1 protein-coding gene is annotated in these 793 nt (G+C 59.3%); it reads left to right on the forward strand.

Annotation, left to right across the window (positions count from 1 at the left end; translation table 11 throughout):
* A partial coding sequence (locus tag E1573_RS26820; RefSeq protein WP_165957388.1) for an immunoglobulin-like domain-containing protein occupies nucleotides 1-793 on the forward strand: 793 nt, incomplete at both ends.

The raw sequence follows: 793 nt of genomic DNA on the forward strand, positions 1-793 counted from the left end.
GCAAGCCGGCAGCACCGCCGTGCTGACCGTCAACGTCGCGGGCAAAGACTACTTCGTCACCGTCGACGACAAGGGTTACGGCAAACTCGAAGTCCCGAACGCCAACATCGAAGACGTCTACACCGACGCCAGCAAGGTCACCGCGACTGTGACTGAGGTGAACGGCGGCAACTTCGAAGGCACCGACCTCAAAGGCGCTAATGCGACCGCAACCGTTGAAGACACGGTGCAAAACACCAAGGTCGAAGTGACCGCGGATGCGGCGAAAGAAGGCGACGCTAACGTCACCTTCCATTTCCAGCTGAGCAACCCGCCGCAAGCCGGTAGCACTGCCATCCTGACCGTCAACGTCGGCGGCAAGGACTACTTCGTCACCGTCGATGACATGGGTTACGGCAAACTCGAAGTCCCGAACGCCAACATCGAAGACGTCTACACCGACGCCAGCAAGGTCACTGCCACCGTCACTGAAGTGAATGGCGGCAACTTCGAAGGCACCGACCTCAAAGGCGCGAATGCAACTGCAACCGTTGAAGACACGGTGCAAAACACCAAGGTCGAAGTCACCGCAGACGCGGCGAAAGAAGGCGACGCCAACGTCACCTTCCATTTCCAGCTGAGCAATCCACCGCAAGCCGGCAGCACCGCCGTGCTGACCGTCAACGTCGCGGGCAAAGACTACTTCGTCACCGTCGACGACAAGGGTTACGGCAAACTCGAAGTCCCGAACGCCAACATCGAAGACGTCTACACCGACGCCAGCAAGGTCACCGCGACTGTGACTGAGGTGAAC

It is taken from the genome of Pseudomonas sp. H9 (assembly GCF_004353925.1).
Taxonomy (GTDB): domain Bacteria; phylum Pseudomonadota; class Gammaproteobacteria; order Pseudomonadales; family Pseudomonadaceae; genus Aquipseudomonas.